At 41.8% G+C, this 14,771-nt stretch carries 14 protein-coding genes; 11 read left to right on the top strand and 3 right to left on the bottom strand.

Annotation, left to right across the window (positions count from 1 at the left end; genetic code table 11):
* Positions 1–77 precede the first annotated feature (77 nt).
* The 10 genes from rpmJ (at position 78) to prfA (ending at position 6,257) form a co-directional block, all read left to right on the top strand.
* Complete coding sequence (gene rpmJ / locus H6F62_RS00075; protein ID WP_015079193.1) at positions 78–191, top strand: 50S ribosomal protein L36; 114 nt, start codon at positions 78–80, stop codon at positions 189–191.
* Between the two features lie 96 nt (positions 192–287).
* Complete coding sequence (rpsM, locus tag H6F62_RS00070) at positions 288–668, top strand: 30S ribosomal protein S13 (protein WP_028089020.1); 381 nt, start codon at positions 288–290, stop codon at positions 666–668.
* 54 nt (positions 669–722) lie between these two features.
* On the top strand, positions 723–1,118 hold the full coding sequence (rpsK, locus tag H6F62_RS00065) for a 30S ribosomal protein S11 (protein WP_028089019.1): 396 nt from the start codon (positions 723–725) through the stop codon (positions 1,116–1,118).
* 323 nt (positions 1,119–1,441) lie between these two features.
* A complete protein-coding gene (locus H6F62_RS00060) occupies positions 1,442–2,386 on the top strand; it encodes a DNA-directed RNA polymerase subunit alpha (RefSeq protein ID WP_137906389.1) in 945 nt (314 codons plus the stop codon).
* 39 nt (positions 2,387–2,425) lie between these two features.
* On the top strand, positions 2,426–2,776 hold the full coding sequence (gene rplQ / locus H6F62_RS00055; RefSeq protein WP_028085239.1) for a 50S ribosomal protein L17: 351 nt from the start codon (positions 2,426–2,428) through the stop codon (positions 2,774–2,776).
* A 104-nt stretch (positions 2,777–2,880) separates the two neighbouring features.
* Positions 2,881–3,714 carry a tRNA pseudouridine(38-40) synthase TruA gene (truA, locus tag H6F62_RS00050; protein ID WP_190371054.1) on the top strand — a complete coding sequence of 278 codons (834 nt, stop codon included), beginning with the start codon at positions 2,881–2,883 and terminating at the stop codon, positions 3,712–3,714.
* Positions 3,715–3,748: 34 nt separating this feature from the next.
* The gene (gene rplM, locus H6F62_RS00045) at positions 3,749–4,204 is read left to right on the top strand and encodes a 50S ribosomal protein L13 (protein WP_027402083.1); all 456 of its coding nucleotides are present in this window, start codon (positions 3,749–3,751) and stop codon (positions 4,202–4,204) included.
* Positions 4,204–4,620, top strand: a complete 417-nt coding sequence (gene rpsI / locus H6F62_RS00040; RefSeq protein ID WP_028085236.1) for a 30S ribosomal protein S9 — start codon at positions 4,204–4,206, stop codon at positions 4,618–4,620. The genes rplM and rpsI overlap by 1 nt, the downstream gene beginning before the upstream one ends.
* A 173-nt stretch (positions 4,621–4,793) precedes the next feature.
* On the top strand, positions 4,794–5,030 hold the full coding sequence (gene rpmE, locus H6F62_RS00035) for a 50S ribosomal protein L31 (protein ID WP_137906387.1): 237 nt from the start codon (positions 4,794–4,796) through the stop codon (positions 5,028–5,030).
* A 126-nt stretch (positions 5,031–5,156) separates the two neighbouring features.
* A complete protein-coding gene (prfA, locus tag H6F62_RS00030; protein WP_137906529.1) occupies positions 5,157–6,257 on the top strand; it encodes a peptide chain release factor 1 in 1,101 nt (366 codons plus the stop codon).
* A gap of 45 nt (positions 6,258–6,302) precedes the next feature.
* Here the strand turns inward: prfA and H6F62_RS00025 are convergent, their stop codons facing one another.
* The 3 genes from H6F62_RS00025 to H6F62_RS00015 all read right to left on the bottom strand — a co-directional run bounded on the left by H6F62_RS00025 (position 6,303) and on the right by H6F62_RS00015 (position 9,891).
* Entirely contained in the window at positions 6,303–6,803 is a 501-nt protein-coding gene (locus tag H6F62_RS00025; RefSeq protein ID WP_190371053.1) for a 2TM domain-containing protein, read from the bottom strand.
* Positions 6,804–7,057: 254 nt separating this feature from the next.
* Entirely contained in the window at positions 7,058–7,963 is a 906-nt protein-coding gene (locus H6F62_RS00020) for a M48 family metallopeptidase (protein ID WP_190371052.1), read from the bottom strand.
* Between the two features lie 734 nt (positions 7,964–8,697).
* Positions 8,698–9,891, bottom strand: coding sequence for a helix-turn-helix domain-containing protein (locus H6F62_RS00015; protein ID WP_190371051.1), 1,194 nt, complete (start codon positions 9,889–9,891; stop codon positions 8,698–8,700).
* A gap of 351 nt (positions 9,892–10,242) precedes the next feature.
* On the opposite strand from H6F62_RS00015, the gene H6F62_RS20750 reads away from it, so the two are divergent.
* Positions 10,243–14,771, top strand: a 4,529-nt coding sequence (locus tag H6F62_RS20750; RefSeq protein ID WP_277878500.1) for a lectin-like protein, incomplete at its 3' end; no start/stop codon positions are given.

The following is a 14,771-nucleotide window of genomic DNA, read 5'->3' as shown; positions in this document are numbered from 1 at the left end:
TTTTTTTCTAGTTACATAACTGAAATATTTCTTCTATAAATGCTATAATCTACTATTTGGAGTCAATTTTAAAAGGCATGAAAGTCAGAGCCTCGGTTAAGAAGATTTGTGAGAAATGTAGCGTGATCAAGCGTCGTGGTCGCGTTATGGTGATTTGTGAAAATCCCAAACACAAACAACGTCAGGGATAGATTCAAATCTATCAAAGTTAAGAACGGGACTAAAGGCTTGAGGCCAGATCACGTTTTACTAACTGCAATTACGAAAACAATAGGGAGAAATTCATTGTGGCACGGATTGCCGGAGTAGACCTTCCCCGCGATAAGCGCGTTGAAATCGGTCTAACATACATTTACGGAATTGGCTTAACTAGATCACATCAAATTCTCGCGGCTACTGGTGTAAATCCAGATACCCGCGTCAAAGACCTAAGTGATGCTGATGTCACAGCCCTCAGAGGCGAAATCGAAAGCAACTATCAAGTTGAAGGGGATTTACGTCGTTTAGAAGGGCTAAATATTAAGCGTCTAGTTGATATTGGCTGTTACAGAGGTCGTAGACACCGCATGGGCCTACCTGTGCGGGGACAAAGAACTCGTACCAACGCCAGAACCAGACGTGGTAGAAGACAGACGGTGGCTGGGAAGAAAAAAGCTCCCGGTAAATAATTTTTCTAAACTTGCGGCAATGGGCAAGTTGTACCTTAAATTTACTCAACAAATATGGCCAGACAACCAACCAAAAAAACCGGGAGCAAAAAACAGAAACGGAACGTTCCCAACGGCATTGCCTACATTCAATCTACTTTCAACAATAGCATTGTCACGATTACCGATCAAAAAGGAGATGTCATCTCCTGGGCAAGTGCTGGTTCTAGTGGATTTAAAGGGGCAAAAAAAGGAACTCCCTTTGCGGCACAAACCGCTGCTGAAAGCGCGGCTAGACGAGCCACAGACCAAGGAATGCGGCAAATCGAAGTCATGGTTAGTGGCCCTGGTGCCGGCAGAGAAACTGCGATTCGGGCGCTCCAAGGTGCAGGACTGGAAATTACACTCATTCGGGATATTACCCCAATTCCCCACAACGGTTGCCGTCCACCCAAGCGCCGTCGAGTTTAAACAAAACTATTTTGGCACCCAAGCCGGTAGGTTGAAGCTCGGGAAAATAATCAGCAATGCCCTGTGTGGCTGGTAATTTTGAACTATTTTCCCCAAGGGAGTACCTATCCAATTTAGACCCATGGGGTAAATAAGTTCGCGTCACAAAGCGATAATCAGCTTTTCCCCCAGGTTGATCAACTTTGTGGAAACCAAAAAAACAATACCTGTAGGCTAAATTAAGATATCAAATTTAGGCGATAATTGCCAACTGTCAATTGTCAACTGGAAAACGAGGCAATTAATTTACCTTCTAGCAGCACCTTAAAAAGGGAGGCTACTCCATGGCGCAGTTTCAAATTGAATGTGTAGAATCTAATGCTGAGGAAAGTCGGAGCTATTACAGCAAGTTTGTTCTCGAACCTCTAGAGCGAGGACAAGGAACAACTGTTGGTAATGCGTTGCGGCGGGTGTTACTTTCTAATTTAGAAGGAACATCAGTAACAGCAGTGAGAATTGCTGGTGTTAGTCATGAGTTTGCAACGGTTCCGGGTGTGCGGGAAGATGTACTGGAAATCCTCATGCGCATGAAGGATGTGATTCTCAAGAGTTATTCTGCTCAACCCCAAATTGGTCGCTTAGTCGTGAATGGACCTGCTACGGTAACGGTGGCACATTTTGACTTACCCAGCGAAGTAGAAGTGATTGACCCAACTCAGTATATCGCCACCGTCGCTGAAGGTGGCAAACTGGAAATGGAATTTCGCATTGAGAGAGGCAAAGGTTACCGCACTGTAGAACGAGGCAGAGAAGAAGCCACATCTTTGGATTTTCTGCAAATTGACTCAGTATTTATGCCTGTACGGAAAGTCAACTATAGTGTGGAAGAAGCTCGTGGCGATGGTTCTTTGAAAGACCGACTCCTGTTGGAGGTATGGACTAATGGTAGCATCTCTCCCCAAGAGGCACTATCATCGGCCGCTGGAATTTTGGTAGATTTATTCAACCCTTTGAAAGATATCTCCTTAGAACTAACGGATATAGGTTCAGACTACCCAGATGACCCCACAGCCCAAATCCCAATTGAAGAGTTACAGTTGTCTGTAAGAGCTTATAACTGTCTCAAACGCGCCCAAGTCAACTCTGTAGCGGACTTATTGGATTATACCCAAGAAGACCTTTTAGAAATCAAAAACTTTGGTCAAAAGTCAGCGGAAGAAGTAGTGGAAGCTTTACAGCGGCGCTTGGGTATTACCTTGGCTCCAGAAAGAAGCTCCAAAAGCAGCTAAAGCAAAACCTAATAAATAAAACTTCATTAGTGCATTGTTATGCGTCATCGTTGCCGAGTCAAACAACTTAGTAAACCAGCAGACCAACGTCGCGCTCTCCTCAGAGCTTTGACAACAGAGTTGGTACGTCATGGTCGAATTACTACAACTTTAATCAGAGCTAAAGTTGTTCGCAGTAAGGTAGATAAAATGATTACTCTAGCAAAGGATGGCTCTCTAGCAGCCCGTCGTGAAGCTTTAGGTTATATCTACGACAAAACCCTAGTTCATGCACTATTTGAGCAAGCTCCTACTCGGTATGCTAACCGTCAAGGGGGCTATACTCGGATTCTCCATACCGTACCCCGTCGCGGTGATCATGCTCAAATGGCGATTATTGAACTAGTTTAAAGTTATTGGTTATTGTCATGGGTCATTGGTCATTAGTCAGTAGTCAAGAAAAACCACTGACAACTGACAATTGACAACTGACAACTGACAACTGACAAACAACTATGTTAGAAAGCGGCCAGCATTATCCCACTCAGCGAGTAGCTTTAGTTATTCAGTATCTAGGTACTCATTTTCACGGCTGGCAAAGACAAAAAGGACAGCGCACCGTCCAAGAGGAGATAGAAACAGCTATAGCCACAGTTTTGGGGTATCATGTAGCACTCCACGGCGCAGGGAGAACTGATTCTGGAGTCCATGCTGCCGCTCAAGTCGCTCATTTTCAGGCTACAGGTTTAATTCCCGCACATAAGTGGGCAAAAGTTCTCAACAGCTATTTGCCCCCAGATGTATTGATCAGGGCATCAGCGGGTGTAAGTGAAAGTTGGCACGCTCGTTTTAGCGCTGTTTACCGACGATATCGTTACACTATATACACCGAAGAATTACCGAATTTATTCGTAAAACCCTTCAGTTGGCATTATTATTATGCAGCCTTAGATGAATCCTTAATGACATCTGCCCTCAAACCGCTGCTGGGAAAACACCATTTATCTGCTTTTGAGCGGGCTGGGTCAGTGCGATCGCATTCCTGGGTAGAAATACAAGCAGTAGAATGTCGTCGCAGCGGAGCTTTTATCCATATTGAAATTCAAGCTAATGGATTTTTATATGGCATGGTAAGGCTGTTAATAGGCATGATAGTAGAAGTGGGTTCTAGACAACGGACAGTAGAGAATTTCACCGAAATCTGGCAACAAGAACGGCGAGAAGAAGTGAAATATTCTGCACCTGCTCACGGACTATGCTTATTGAGAGTCGGTTATCCCGATTTTCCCTTGCCACCAAAAATATGGTATGACACCCAACCATACTTAGTCATGAATAATGACAACTGACAACTGACAAAGGACAAAGGACAAAGGACAAAAAATGAGTAGTAAAACCTACCTTCCCCCTCAAGCATCTCTTGAGCGTGATTGGTACTTAGTAGACGCTACAGATAAGCGTCTGGGAAGACTGGCCAGCGAAGTCGCTATGATTCTCAGAGGGAAGAGAAAAGCCGAATATACTCCCCATTTAGATACAGGGGATTTTGTGATTATTATCAATGCTGAGAAAGTAGCAGTTACAGGTAAAAAGCGCACCCAAAAACTTTACCGTCGTCATTCTGGCCGTCCCGGTGGCATGAAAACAGAAACCTTCGCTAAGTTGCAACAGCGCTTACCAGAAAGAATCCTCGAACACGCCATTAAGGGTATGTTACCTAAAAACAGTTTGGGTAAACAACTATTTACCAAACTAAAAGTCTATGCAGGACCTACCCACCCTCATGCAGCACAACAACCTAAAGAAATCACCATTAGTACAATTCCTGGAGAAAATTAATGCAGGTAGCAGAAATTAATAGCGGTCGTGCCGTTTACTGGGGTACTGGTCGTCGTAAATGCTCAGTGGCCAGAGTTCGCCTAGTTCCTGGTGCGGGTAAAATGACTGTTAACGGTAAAGATGGAGAATTGTATTTCCAATTCAATCCCAACTATTTAGGAGCTATTAAAGCACCTTTAGAAACATTGGGTTTGGAAAACGAATACGACATCGTTGTGAAAGCTGAAGGTGGTGGCTTAACTGGACAAGCTGATTCTATCCGTCTAGGAGTAGCCCGCGCTTTATGTGAGCTTGACCCGGATAACCGTTCACCTTTGAAAACCGAAGGGTATTTAACTCGTGACCCACGAGCTAAAGAACGGAAGAAATACGGTTTACATAAAGCCCGCAAAGCACCTCAATACTCCAAACGTTAATCACTTTTGGATTTTGGATTTGGGGTTTTTCTCCACCAGCGCAGCAATATGTATTGTCTCTGAGGGACGATAGAGATATATAATAGCAAAGCATGGCCTAAGCCATAGAGATTTATCTCAAAATCTAAAATCTAAAGTGTCAAAATTTATATACATTCACAACACAAAAAACAATGGCTAAACCTGATATTCACCCTAAATGGTATCCAGACGCTAAGGTCTACTGTAATGGTCAAGTAGTGATGACCATTGGCGCTACCAAGCCCGAACTCCACGTAGATGTTTGGTCTGGAAATCACCCCTTTTACACTGGTACTCAGAAAATGATTGATACTGAAGGCCGTGTAGAACGCTTTCTCCGTAAATATGGTATGTCCAGCGCTCAAACTGCTGACGATAATCAAAAGTAGCGGGTTGGCTATAGCTATTTAAGCGAGTGCATGGCGGAAGCCATAGACGACCCCGCACTGCGCTGGGTCGCTTCTCATTTTATGCTTGAGCCAACTTGTTATTTTTTAGGAGCATTTATAGTCATCATGGCAGAATTATACTTACTGGAGAAACTTAAATCCGTTGAACAAACCTTTAATGAATTAACACGCCGTTTAGCTGATCCTGATACCGCTAGTAATCCTGATGAGTATCAAAAAATTGCTAAGTCTCGTTCTTCTTTGGAAGAGGTAGTTAATACCTATGAAACTTGGAAAACAGCCCAGGATGAATTGGTAGGGGCGCGTCAAATACTCAAAGAGTCTAATAGCGACCTAGAGTTGCATGAGATGGCCGCATTGGAAGTTAGCGAACTAGAAGAAAAGCTAGAATATTTAGAAAGTCGCTTAAAGGTATTGCTGTTACCCCGTGACCCCAACGATGATAAAAACATTATGTTGGAAATCCGCGCTGGTACGGGTGGTGATGAAGCAAGTATCTGGGCAGGAGATTTACTGCGAATGTATTCCCGGTATGCTGATAACCAAGGTTGGAAGGTGAAGTTAGTCAGCGAGTCCCCTGGGGAAATGGGCGGTTTTAAAGAGGTAATTCTAGAAGTTCAAGGTGATAGTGTTTATAGTAAACTCAAGTTTGAATCTGGTGTACATCGTGTACAGCGCGTACCAGCAACGGAATCTGGGGGAAGGGTTCACACTTCTACCGCTACTATAGCGATTATGCCGGAAGTGGATGAAGTGGAAGTCCATATTGATCCGAAAGATATTGAAATGAGTACAGCCCGTTCTGGTGGTGCGGGTGGACAAAACGTGAATAAGGTGGAAACAGCCGCTGACTTATTTCACAAACCTACAGGTATTCGGATTTTCTGTACAGAAGAACGTAGTCAGTTACAGAATAAAGAACGGGCGATGCAAATTCTCCGGGCTAAATTGTATGAATTAAAACTGCGAGAACAACAGGATGCTGTCACTTCCATGCGGAGATCCCAAGTTGGTACGGGTTCTCGTTCGGAAAAGATTCGCACCTACAACTATAAAGATAGTCGGGTGACTGACCACCGTTTAGGTCAAAATTTTACCCTTAATCCTGTCTTGGAGGGTGATATAGAAACGGTGATCCAATCTTGTATATCTCAAGACCAACAAGAACGGTTAGCAGAATTAGCCGCCTCCGGTTCTAGTAGCTAATTATCACAGGAAACAGGAAAAATAGATAGTTAACTATTCTCAGGTTTAAGGACTAAATACCTTAAACCACTTATTTAAAACTGTATTAATTGTTTGTTTAATTTGATGGTTGCGATTCCATCTTTGAAAAGCGATTTCGTAATCTTCCCCTTTAGTTTGAAAAGTATTCCAAATATCTAAAGATATGGCTAATGCAGAAGCGACTAAGATATAAAGTGACCAAGAAATACCGCCACTTAGGGAATCCATGGCTAGGAAAAAAATGTTAATAATTGCGTAATTTCCGAGACGTTTTTTAAATTTACTGCGACGATAAAGGTTAAAAGCTTGACGTTGCTCGACTTCGCTTTGTTTAACCAACCAATCTCGTTCCGCTTGTTGGAGATTATCAGGTGATATTTGTAACTCTTTAGCAATTTCCAATATCTGTTGATAGGAAAATTCTTGATTATTGTCATTGACTTGACGAGAAATCGCTAATTGTAGGATTTGCTGTACATCCTCTTGAGTATAGGAACGCAGGGTATGAGAATTAAATTCTGTCATAATTCTTGCTCAAATAAACGTTTTCATAGAGAACCACACTACTATCAGCAATATTGGTACTACTTCCAGGTTAGCAAATTTAAATCTATTCTGGTTTAGTTCTTTTTCGTGGGTTCTAGAGTGGTATCTGTGGTTAGATGAAGATTTGAAGAATAATTAACCGCAGATTAACGCAGATTAACACAGATGAAGACTGATGAATTTATTTGGGGATATTTTTATTGGGAAATCTCTAACAGCAATACCCAGTTAAATTACCAAGAATTTAAAAAATTCCATCCTTCTTTTTCTCCTGTTTCGGGTATTTCTTCTGTTACTGGTGTGTTGATATTTTCATCTTGAATTAAACGATTATATGCTCCAGAATCCACCCATTTTAATAATTCACCAGTTCGCATGACTAACCAAGAAAGATGAGATTCTGAATAACTTAATATTTTCGTAACTTGATCTAGATTATCAACACTATTAGCAGTAAATTCGCGGGATTGAATTAGGAAATCTTCAATGACATTAGGGGTTAAATACTCTTCTGGTAAACCCGCAAGTTTCATTAATGCGGTAGTTGCAACATCAATATTTTGACAAGCTAATAAACCTGCACGGTCTGCTGTAAATTTTGCCATCATTACCCAATTATATAACGCTAATTCTACACCACTAGCGATTAATCCTCCTAATCCTAATGTGGTACTACTTAACCATACTTTCAATGCCGGCATGACAATTGATATTTGATGATAAATCATATGTTGACTTTTAATTCTAGCAATTTCGTATCCAAAAATAAATAGTAATTCATCATAGTTTAACCATTCCATTGCTTCAATATTAATCCCAATAATAGGTTTTTCTACGCCAATGATATAGGTTTTAATATGTCCTGTGCCTCGAAACAAATACAATTCAGGAATGGTTGTCACATCCAGAATTTGGCAAGCTTCTAGTAATGGTTGATATAATTGGGGAAAATTCCGGGGTGTAACTCTGATTTCACTAGCAATACTTTGTAATCTCAGTAAACGATCAATACCATATTCGTTGACTTTTTTCAGTAAAGGAGAAATACCGGGCATATTTTGTAAAGAAGCCAAAGCTTTTCGATCAAAAGGGTGTTCGTAAGCTGTTGAACTGATTCCAGTTAATATTTTTTTTGTCATGGGTAAGTAGGTTGGCGTTAAAAATTGTCGTTATGACAAGGGAACAGGGAACTCTTAACTGGGAACAGGGAACTCTTAACTGGGAACAGGGAACAGGGAAGAGGCTTCGCCGTGAGCGTCAGCCGAACGGTTTTGGGCAACTTTACTTTTCGTTACTTATGTCGGTTTTTTTTCCGTTCTCCTACTTAGTGGGTTAATTTGGTAATATTATTAATATAATTAAATTATATAGCTAATGACACCCTCCGCAAACGTAAAAAAATCCCGTTCAAAACTCAAATATATTCGTAGGTTGGGTTGAGGAACGAAACCCAACATTTTTGAGTTCTCATCTAAATGTTTTGTTGCTCATGTATATTTTATATTCTATGCTTTGTAAAAATCTGTAGCCAGAATTTCCTCTATTCTAACTTGACTTTATGATTTTACCAGAGCGATCGCTTTTACAGCAAGTAGCTTTGAGTGAGATACACCTTGTGCGGGCAAGACTTGTACTGAGATTGGTCGAAGTATGCCCGCACCACAAGAGTTTTATTATTGATATTTGTACTTCATAAGATCGGGAACTGCTGTAAAAGATGTTTGCCATTTCAGAAAATGCTGAGGAACGAAACCCGACATTCTACCCTATTTACAACATTTCGGCCCATTTGTTGGGTTTGACTGCGTTCAACCAAACCTACAAACAATGGTCAAGTTATTGTTTACGAACCCATATTTTTATTCACTAATTCTCATACAGGTTTTGGTTTAAATTGTTCCATAACGTACTCCATAACTACAGGTTGCAAAGTATATTTACCTGCTTTTTCCTGAATTAAAGAGCGTGAATGTAGCCTTTCTATTGCTTGCCAAAAATGGGATCTAGAAATATGAGGTAATATATTTTCTAAATCAGTAATTGTTGTTAATTGCCAGTTAATTGCCAAATAATAGATGATTTGCTTTTCTAGATCACAGAGACAATTTAACTGTTGTTCTAGCAACCTGTGAAGATGATAACTGACTAATAGGGTATTCTGTGCTAGAAATTTGCTAATATCACCATTAAATAATTTGATGATCGCATTAATAGCTATTTGAATTTTTAAAGGATTATTACCATATAAATCGCATAATTCATATTTTTGTTGTTCTGTCCCCAATAGTTGTTTTGATTGTATTAAGGAAAACGCTGTTTTAAAAGAACCAAACAATCTCAAAGAACGCACTGAGGATGACCAGTTTTCCAGTAAACTAATTTGGTCAGGTTGATTTCGACAGGTGAAAATTAGACAGCTTTGATGATTGGTTTTCGCAATTACTTGGATAATATGATTATATTCGCTATCAAACTCGTCTACAACTATTTTGATGTCATCCAAGATAATCAGACAACGATAAGCACGCAAATAATGGATAATTCGATGAATATTGGGTTTACTTTCCTTGTAATTGGACACCAAGGATAGCATATCAGTAATCATCTCATCAAAAGACAGGACATTAGGCACATAACGCCAAAAAACGTAATCAAATTGATTTTGAATTTGTTTTGCTAGTTGAGTAGCTAAGGTTGTTTTTCCAACTCCAACCATACCGAATAATCCCAGTACACGACAACCATCTTGTAAAATCCATGACTGTAATTGTGTCAGTTCTTGGCTATATCCGTAAAATTCTGAAATATCAATTGCAGTTCCCCAGTCTAGAAATTGATTTGCATTTGGTTTTTTTTTGCGTATTTGTGCGTATACGGGGGTGGTAGATATTACTTGAACACTGGTAGTAATTTCTTGCCAATCTAGATTTAATTTACGACACAGTTCTTCAAAGCTTGTATAACTAACAGGTTTACCAGTCAGAAAATTACTAATTGTAGATAGGGATAATCCTGTGTCATAAGCTAAAGATCTTTGGCTGGGGTAGCCATTAACTCCAAGTGCCATATTAACCTGTTGAATACGGTCATTGCTTACTTTAATTGACTTTCGCATATTATAAATAATTTACATAGAGACAGCAATAATCCACTTTTTCAAGCAGATTTGACTAAATTTCAGATGTTATGAGTTATATCTTCTCATAATCAATCCGTCATGTAAATCTATCTTTAGATAGATGACAATGGTTGTTTTGTTTTTTGGTGTCAAAATTAGCTCTCAAGTCAGATGAAGTCAGATGAAGTCAGTGTTTCTCAGTACGGAAGTCACTTAGCAGTGGAATAAAATATTTGAGTGGAAAAGATTTTTCCTAGCACAGTTCAGAAACATCATGTAATCAGATAGAGGGTTATCTTCATGGCAAGATTTACAGTCACCAACAATAACGACAGTGGCGCAGGTTCTTTGCGTCAAGCCATCATTGATGCGGGTAATGTGGTTGGAGTAGATACTATTGATCTCACCAGCGTCAGCGGCACAATTAATCTCAACAGTTCTCTCGGCAATCTGAATACAGGTAACGATATCAATTTTGTTGATGATGGTAACACCACCATTAGTGGTCAAAATGCCTATCAAATTCTTGCGGTAAATGGTGCTAGTGTTACCTTCTCTAGACTTAGCTTTGTTAACGGTTTAGCCAGAGGAGGCGATGGTAATAATGGTGGTGGCGGTGGTTTAGGCGCTGGGGGGGCACTGTTTATTAATGCAGGTAATGTCACCCTGAATAATGTCACTTTTAGCGGTAACAGGGCAGTTGGCGGTAATGCCAATGGTAATGCTGGTTCTGGTGGTGGTACTGGGTCTAATGGCTCAGGTGGAGGTAGTGGTGGGGGATTTAATTCTACTACCAGTGGCGGATCAGGTGGTGGTGCTGGTATTTACGATTATGATACTGGCCGTCCTGGTGGAAACGGCGGGTCAGGTAGCTTTGGTGCAGGTGGTGGTGGTGGCGGCGGCGGCGGCGGTGCTTATGAAGGCGGTTTTTGGTATGATCCTAGCGATGGTGGTGGTAATGGTGGAAACGGTGGAAACGCTGGCTTTGGTGGTGGTGGCGGCGGCGGCGGCGGCGGCGGCTATGATTATGATTACTGGAGTAGTAATGATTATGGAAGCGGTGGAGCAGAAGGAGCCGGCGGTCAGTTCGGTGGAAATGGAAACGGTGGAGCCGGTGGTGATAACAGATCAGGCAGTCGCGGCGGCGGTGGTGCTGGTTTAGGTGGTGCGATTTTCGTTAACTCTGGCGCGAGTTTAACCCTACTAAATAGCGTTTTTACTGGCAACTCAGCCACAGGTGGTACTGGTGCAAATAATGGTCAAGGTGTTGCTGCAAATATTTTCGTCAATGGAGCTACAGCCCAAGCCATTGGCACAAACTACAGTGATACCTACGGTACAATCAATGCTGTCTCCTTCCTCACTAATGCCTATGAGTATAACGGGTCTATCTATCGCCTCACTACCGCTGGAACATGGCAACAAGCTCAACTTCAGGCACAGAGTTTAGGAGGAAATCTTGTCACCGTCAACAATCAAGCCGAGCAGGATTGGTTAGTCAGTACCTTTGGTGGTAGTGAATACCTGTGGATTGGATTTACAGATGAGGTGACAGAAGACCAGTTCAGGTGGGCTAGCGGTGAAACCTCTACTTATAGAAACTGGTTCGAACCAGGTGAACCAAATAATTACAACGGAAATGAAGATTATGCGGCGATGAATTGGAATTCATCTGGTAAATGGAATGATTTCGGTAACGGTTCTGCACGAGGCATCATTGAAAACAAATTTTTCGAGTATAACGGCAGCAAATATCTGTTAACAGGTCCTGGAACATGGCAACAAGCTCAAGATCAGGCACAGAGTTTAGGGGGAAATCTTGTCACCGTCAACAATCAGGCCGAGCAGGATTGGTTAGTCAGTACCTTTGGTGGTAGTGAATACCTGTGGATTGGATTTACAGATGAGGTGACAGAAGACCAGTTCAGGTGGGCCAGCGGTGAAACCTCTACTTATAGAAACTGGTTCGAACCAGGTGAACCAAATAATTACAACGGAAATGAAGATTATGCGGCGATGAATTGGATTTCATCTGGTAAATGGAATGATTTCGGTACCGGTTCTTTACGAGGCATCATTGAAATCAATCAGTATGGTGCAACTGGACGCAATGCCGATTCTCAGTTTTTCGTTCTCGCAAAACCTGAAAAATTTACCATTAGTGTTATCGGCGGTTTTGGTCCTGACATTTTCCAACTCAGATCCTACGACGGCTTAACTACATCTCAACAAGTTACAGGTTCTCAAGGCAGTGATGTATTCAATATATCCCTTGAAGGATCATCTGGTACAGTCGGACTGGACTTCAATACTGGCAAACTCAAACAATTGGCTGTTCTTTTAGTAGAACCTGATTGGGATGTGAGAGAGAAACGCCGTATTGCGGATAATACTCATGCTGGAATAGGGGCTGGGATTGATTATGCAGCAGCATTAGCACAAGCCGTAGATATTACTGGTTTAGCTGATGGAGCAATTGATGCGATCGCTACTACAGCACACCTCGCTAATGATGTAGCTAATATCGAAGCCAACTACAACTTAGATATAGAGGAATATCAAAACAATTTGGCGGGTATTGGTGACTTCTTTAGTGGTCAAGGTGCAAATGGTTGGGGAACAGTCAACGTAACCCAAAGAAGATCCATAGTAGAAATTATGGATTTTCAACCAGGGATAGATACCATCACACTTCCTAAGCTCACTGGTAATCAGGCTTATAGGTATACATTAGTATCAGGTATTAATGGAACAGGTGTAGAAGTAGCGTACAACAACCAAACCAATGAACCATCAACGTTTTTGAGAATTTACATAGATCCAACCCTTTTACCAACAGTACAAGGTCAAAGTGGTGGTGTAACGCAACTTATTGAGAGTTTGTTTACCAACAATGCGACTAATGGTGTTATCGGTACGACTCGTAACAATACTAGTAAAGTGGCAGTAAGTGGTTCAAGCTACACTGGAACTATTGCTGGGGATTATATCTATGTTGCTCAAAATAACAACACTGTCGGCTCTGTCAAAATATACGGTAATGCCGGTGATGATCTACTTGCAGGACGTAAAAATGGGACTAACGAAATATATGGTGGTGATGGGGATGATTTCATTGTACCCGGTGGAGTGAATGACACTATTGATGGTGGTGCAGGATATGACCAGGTTAATTATTCACAGAATGCGGTAGGAATTTCTATCACCAGTAGTAATAGTACCAACTTCAAAACCGTTGAATCAGTTACAGGTACTGTCTACAACGATACTATCAATTACAGTGACTTACAAGTTGCCCCAGATGACGGATTACCCATAAATTTAGAGGGTAGGGCAGGAAATGACAGTCTTGTAGGCAGTCAATATCAGGATGTCATTGATGGCGAAGATGGCAATGATACCTTAATTGGTGGTGCGGGTAGCGATATCCTCAAAGGTGGTGCGGGTGATGACTTCCTCACCGGAGGACTTGGAAAAGATACCCTAACTGGAGCGTTGGGAGTAGACCGTTTTGACTACCGCACTTTGGCTGATTCTGTTTTCAGTAATTTTGATGTCATTAACGACTTCAATGCTAATACTGACAATGATTTATTCCTTGTTACCACTGCCTGCAGCGGATTTTCTAATGCCGGATCTGTAACAACACTTGATACGGCAGGCATTACAGCTAGGTTAACCAACACTACTTTTACAGCTAACGCTGCTGTTCAATTCTCCTTTGGTAGCCGTACCTTTGTCGCTATTAATGATGCTACAGCGGGGTTTAGTGCCAATAACGATGCCATCATTGAGGTAACAGGATTAACTGGGACTTTGGGACTCAATAACTTTACAACTACTAATGATATTGCTCCTCCCACCATTACCCTAGCAGTATCACCCAGTAGCGTCACTGAAGATAGTACACCCAATCTTATTTACACCTTTACCCGCACAGGAGCAACAACCAACGCCTTAACCGTTAACTACGGCGTTACGGGTACAGCAGACAGTAGCGACTATACAGGAGCAACACCCGGAACAGGAAAAACCATCACCTTTGCTGCGGGTGCGAGTACAGCCACTCTGACTATTGACCCCACAGGTGATAGCACTCCAGAAAGTAATGAAACTGTTGTTTTAACTTTGGCTTCAGGAACAGGTTACACTGTTGGGACAACCACAGCCGTCACGGGAACTATTACTAATGATGATGTTGTTGCTTTTCCCAGCATTACCCTAGCAGTATCACCCAGTAGCGTATTAGAAAACGGAACTACCAATCTTATTTACACCTTTACCCGCACAGGAGCAACAACCAACGCCTTAACCGTTAACTACGGCGTTACGGGTACAGCAGACAGTAGCGACTATACAGGAGCAACACCTGGAACAGGAAAAACCATTACCTTTGCTGCGGGTGCAAGTACAGCCACTTTAACTATTGACCCCACAGCAGATACCACTGTAGAAAGTAATGAAACCGTGGCTTTAACTCTAGCTACAGGAACAGGTTACACCATTGGTACAACCACAGCCGTGACGGGAACTATTAATAATGATGATTTCCCCACCATTACCCTAGCAGTATCACCCAGTAGCGTCACTGAAGATGGTACACCCAATCTTATTTACACCTTTACCCGCACAGGAGCGACAACCAACACCTTAACCGTTAACTACGGCATTGCGGGTACAGCAGATAGTAGCGACTATACAGGAGCAACACCCGGCACAGGAAAAACCATCACCTTTGCTGCGGGTGCGAGTACAGCCACTCTGACTATTGACCCCACAGGTGATAGCACTCCAGAAAGCGATGAAACTGTTGTTTTAACTTTGGCTTC

The sequence above is a fragment of the Anabaena sp. FACHB-1391 genome, assembly GCF_014696755.1.
GTDB lineage: Bacteria > Cyanobacteriota > Cyanobacteriia > Cyanobacteriales > Nostocaceae > Dolichospermum > Dolichospermum planctonicum.
Note: the sequence above shows the minus strand (reverse complement) of the source record. Positions and strands in the feature narration are given on the sequence as shown.

What these genes read in the sequence shown, in the direction of transcription:
- rpsK (WP_028089019.1), top strand. Translation starts at nt 723, where the DNA reads ATGGCCAGACAACCAACCAAAAAAACCGGGAGCAAAAAACAGAAACGG.
- H6F62_RS00060 (WP_137906389.1), top strand. Translation starts at nt 1,442, where the DNA reads ATGGCGCAGTTTCAAATTGAATGTGTAGAATCTAATGCTGAGGAAAGT.
- rpmJ (WP_015079193.1), top strand. Translation starts at nt 78, where the DNA reads ATGAAAGTCAGAGCCTCGGTTAAGAAGATTTGTGAGAAATGTAGCGTG.
- truA (WP_190371054.1), top strand. Translation starts at nt 2,881, where the DNA reads ATGTTAGAAAGCGGCCAGCATTATCCCACTCAGCGAGTAGCTTTAGTT.
- rpmE (WP_137906387.1), top strand. Translation starts at nt 4,794, where the DNA reads ATGGCTAAACCTGATATTCACCCTAAATGGTATCCAGACGCTAAGGTC.
- rplM (WP_027402083.1), top strand. Translation starts at nt 3,749, where the DNA reads ATGAGTAGTAAAACCTACCTTCCCCCTCAAGCATCTCTTGAGCGTGAT.
- H6F62_RS00020 (WP_190371052.1), bottom strand. Translation starts at nt 7,963, where the DNA reads ATGACAAAAAAAATATTAACTGGAATCAGTTCAACAGCTTACGAACAC.
- rpsI (WP_028085236.1), top strand. Translation starts at nt 4,204, where the DNA reads ATGCAGGTAGCAGAAATTAATAGCGGTCGTGCCGTTTACTGGGGTACT.
- prfA (WP_137906529.1), top strand. Translation starts at nt 5,157, where the DNA reads ATGGCAGAATTATACTTACTGGAGAAACTTAAATCCGTTGAACAAACC.
- rplQ (WP_028085239.1), top strand. Translation starts at nt 2,426, where the DNA reads ATGCGTCATCGTTGCCGAGTCAAACAACTTAGTAAACCAGCAGACCAA.
- H6F62_RS00015 (WP_190371051.1), bottom strand. Translation starts at nt 9,891, where the DNA reads ATGGCACTTGGAGTTAATGGCTACCCCAGCCAAAGATCTTTAGCTTAT.
- H6F62_RS00025 (WP_190371053.1), bottom strand. Translation starts at nt 6,803, where the DNA reads ATGACAGAATTTAATTCTCATACCCTGCGTTCCTATACTCAAGAGGAT.